The sequence below is a fragment of the Pseudomonas sp. genome (assembly GCF_050739655.1).
In the GTDB taxonomy this organism is placed as follows: Bacteria; Pseudomonadota; Gammaproteobacteria; order Pseudomonadales; family Pseudomonadaceae; genus Aquipseudomonas.
This window is the reverse complement of the sequence record NZ_JBOIBY010000374.1, coordinates 1-3,550: the sequence shown is the minus strand read 5'-3', so window position 1 is coordinate 3,550 and position 3,550 is coordinate 1. Positions and strand designations below refer to the sequence as shown.

General features: G+C 58.7%; 2 protein-coding genes and 1 pseudogene. All 3 read left to right on the top strand.

Features of this window, described 5'->3' with window-relative positions:
- A pseudogene (rplT, locus tag ACRESJ_RS18395) lies at positions 1 to 102 on the top strand (50S ribosomal protein L20); the annotation flags it as partial.
- Between the two features lie 109 nt (positions 103 to 211).
- On the top strand, positions 212 to 1,228 hold the full coding sequence (pheS, locus tag ACRESJ_RS18390; protein ID WP_056853666.1) for a phenylalanine--tRNA ligase subunit alpha: 1,017 nt from the start codon (positions 212 to 214) through the stop codon (positions 1,226 to 1,228).
- A 26-nt stretch (positions 1,229 to 1,254) separates the two neighbouring features.
- On the top strand, positions 1,255 to 3,550 hold a 2,296-nt coding region (gene pheT / locus ACRESJ_RS18385; RefSeq protein WP_431759154.1), incomplete at its 3' end, for a phenylalanine--tRNA ligase subunit beta.

Sequence of the window (3,550 nt, the reverse complement as noted above, 5' to 3'; positions counted from 1 at the left end):
GCGTCCATCGAGATCGACCGTAAGGTTCTGGCTGATCTGGCAGTGAACGAAAAAGCGGCGTTTGCTGCGATTGTCGAGAAAGCTAAAGCCACCTTGGCTTAAGTACCCCCGACAGTCACCCGGCCTCACCTCTGTGGGGCCAGGTGTTAAACGTCATAAATAGGGGAAGAGCCTTCAAGCTCTTCCCCTATTTTGTATCTGGAGTCTGTACATGGAAAACCTGGATGCGCTCGTCTCTCAAGCACTAGAGGCTGTGCAAAGCGCTGAAGATATCAATGCCCTGGAGCAAATCCGGGTTCACTACCTTGGCAAAAAAGGTGAATTGACTCAGGTGATGAAGACCCTGGGGAATTTGCCGGCAGAAGAGCGTCCGCAAGTCGGTGCGCTGATCAACGTTGCCAAGGAGCGTGTTACAGACGTTCTCAATGCGCGCAAGGCGTTGTTTGAAGAGGCTGACCTGGCCGCCAAACTGTCCGCCGAGTCCATTGACGTGACCCTGCCGGGCCGCGGTCAGACCTCCGGTGGTCTGCATCCGGTTACCCGTACTCTGGAACGTATCGAACAATTCTTCACCCACATCGGCTACGGCATCGCCGAAGGTCCTGAGGTCGAAGACGATTACCACAACTTCGAGGCGCTCAACATCCCAGGCCATCACCCGGCCCGGTCGATGCATGACACCTTCTATTTCAACGCCAACATGTTGCTGCGCACCCATACCTCGCCGGTACAGGTCCGCACCATGGAGTCGAAACAGCCGCCGATCCGCATCGTCTGCCCAGGCCGTGTGTACCGTAGCGACTCGGATATCACCCACTCGCCGATGTTCCACCAGGTCGAAGGCCTGCTGGTCGATCGCGACATCAACTTCGCCGACCTGAAAGGGACCATCGAAGAATTCCTGCGCGTGTTCTTCGAAAAAGAACTGGCCGTGCGTTTCCGTCCTTCGTACTTCCCGTTCACCGAGCCATCCGCCGAAGTCGACATGGAATGCGTGATGTGCAGCGGTAAAGGCTGCCGCGTCTGCAAGCAGACTGGCTGGCTGGAAGTCATGGGCTGCGGCATGGTTCATCCGAACGTGCTGCGCATGTCCGGGATCGACCCGGAAGAATTTTCGGGCTTTGCCTTCGGCATGGGCGTTGAGCGTCTGGCCATGCTGCGTTACGGCGTGAACGACTTGCGTCTGTTCTTCGACAACGACTTGCGGTTCCTTGCGCAATTTCGCTAGTCGTAACGAATTCTTAGGAGAGCAGGATGAAATTCAGTGAACAATGGCTGCGTGGCTGGGTAAGCCCGCAGGTAAGTCGCGACGAGCTGGTTGCTCGTCTGTCGATGGCCGGTCTTGAGGTCGATAGCGTTACGCCGGCCGCCGGTGTTTTCAGTGGCGTGATTGTGGGCGAGGTGCTGAGCACCGAACAGCACCCGGATGCCGACAAGCTGCGCGTTTGCCAGGTCAGCAATGGTTCGGAAACCTTCCAGGTCGTATGCGGTGCGCCAAATGTGCGTCCGGGCCTGAAGATTCCGTTCGCCACCATCGGTGCCGAGCTGCCAGGCGATTTCAAGATCAAGAAAGCCAAGCTGCGAGGTGTCGAGTCCAACGGCATGCTGTGCTCGCAAGCTGAGCTGCAAGTGGGAGAAGGCAACGACGGCCTGATGGAACTGCCGGCCGATGCGCCGGTGGGTCAGGACATTCGTGAGTACCTGAACCTGGAAGACGCCAGCATTGAAGTCGATCTGACGCCGAACCGCGGTGATTGCCTGTCTCTGGCCGGTCTGGCCCGTGAAGTCGGCGCGCTGTATGCCGTCCAGGTCACTCGTCCTGTGGTCGCCGGTGTTCCAGCGGTTCACGATGAAGTGCGTTCGGTTGAGGTATTGGCCCCAGCTGCTTGCCCGCGTTACCTGGGGCGTGTAATCCGCAACGTTGACCTGTCCAAGCCAACGCCGCTTTGGATGGTCGAGCGTCTGCGTCGTGCCGACGTGCGCAGCATCGATGCTGCCGTCGACATTACCAACTACGTGATGCTCGAACTGGGCCAGCCGCTGCACGCTTTCGATCTCGCCGAGATCAATGGCGGCATCCGCGTGCGTATGGCTGAAGAGGGTGAGAAGCTGGTGCTGCTCGATGGTCAGGAAGTCAGCCTGCGTAGCGATACGCTGGTGATCGCCGACCACACCCGCGCCCTGGCCATTGCCGGCGTCATGGGTGGCGAGCATAGCGGCGTCAACACCGCGACCACTCGCGATATCTTCCTGGAAAGCGCGTTCTTCGATCAGATCGCTGTCGCTGGCAAGGCTCGTTCTTATGGCCTGCACACCGATGCATCCCACCGTTACGAGCGTGGCGTGGATTGGCAGCTTGCCCGTGAAGCCATGGAGCGCGCCACTGGCCTGCTGCTGGAAATCACTGGTGGCGAAGCCGGCCCCATCATCGAAACCGTGAGCGAACAGCACCTGCCGTCGATCGCGCCGATTACCCTGCGTGCTCAACGTATCACCCAGATGCTGGGCATGGAAATGGACTCGGCGGAAGTCGAGCGCCTGCTCAGCGGTTTGGGTCTGACGATCACTGCTGACGGGGCAGGGCAGTGGCGTGTAGAAGTGCCAAGCCATCGCTTCGATATCAGCCTGGAAGTCGACCTGATCGAAGAACTGGCGCGTTTGTACGGTTACAACCGTCTGCCGGTTCGTTACCCGCAAGCGCGTCTGGCCCCGCAAGCCAAGGCCGAAGCCCGTAGCGACCTGCCTGAACTGCGTCGCCTGCTGGTCGCCCGTGGTTATCAGGAAGCGATCACCTACAGCTTTATCGATCCGAAACAGTTCGAGCTGTTCAATCCGGGTGTTGAACCGTTGCTGTTGGCCAACCCGATTTCCAACGACATGGCTGCCATGCGTTCGTCGCTGTGGCCAGGCCTGGTCAAGGCGCTTCAGCACAACCTGAACCGTCAACAGGATCGCGTGCGTCTGTTCGAAAGCGGTCTGCGTTTCGTGGGCCAACTCGAAGGCTTGAAACAAGAGCCGATGCTAGCTGGCGTTGTTTGCGGTAGCCGTCTGCCAGAAGGCTGGGCGCAAGGCCGCGACACCGTGGACTTCTTCGACGTCAAGGCTGACGTGGAAGCAGTGCTCGGCTTCGCCGGTGCTCTGGATGCGTTCACCTTCGTGCCAGGCAAACACCCAGCATTGCACCCGGGTCAAACCGCGCGCATCGAACGTGAGGGTCGTCTGGTTGGCTTCATCGGCGCTATTCACCCTGAACTGTCGAAAACCCTGGGTCTGGATCGTCCGGTATTTGTTTTCGAGCTGGTTCTGGCTGAAGTGGCGTCGGGCAAAATGCCTAAATTCCACGAGTTGTCGCGCTTTCCTGAAGTGCGTCGTGACCTTGCACTGATTGCGCACAAAGACGTGGCAGCCTCGGCTGTACTGGACGTAATCCGTGAAAATGCAGGCGAATGGCTGACAGACCTCAGGCTATTTGACGTGTATCAGGGTAAAGGCATTGATCCTGATAGAAAAAGCCTCGCAGTCGGCTTGACCTGGCAGCATCCATCGCGCA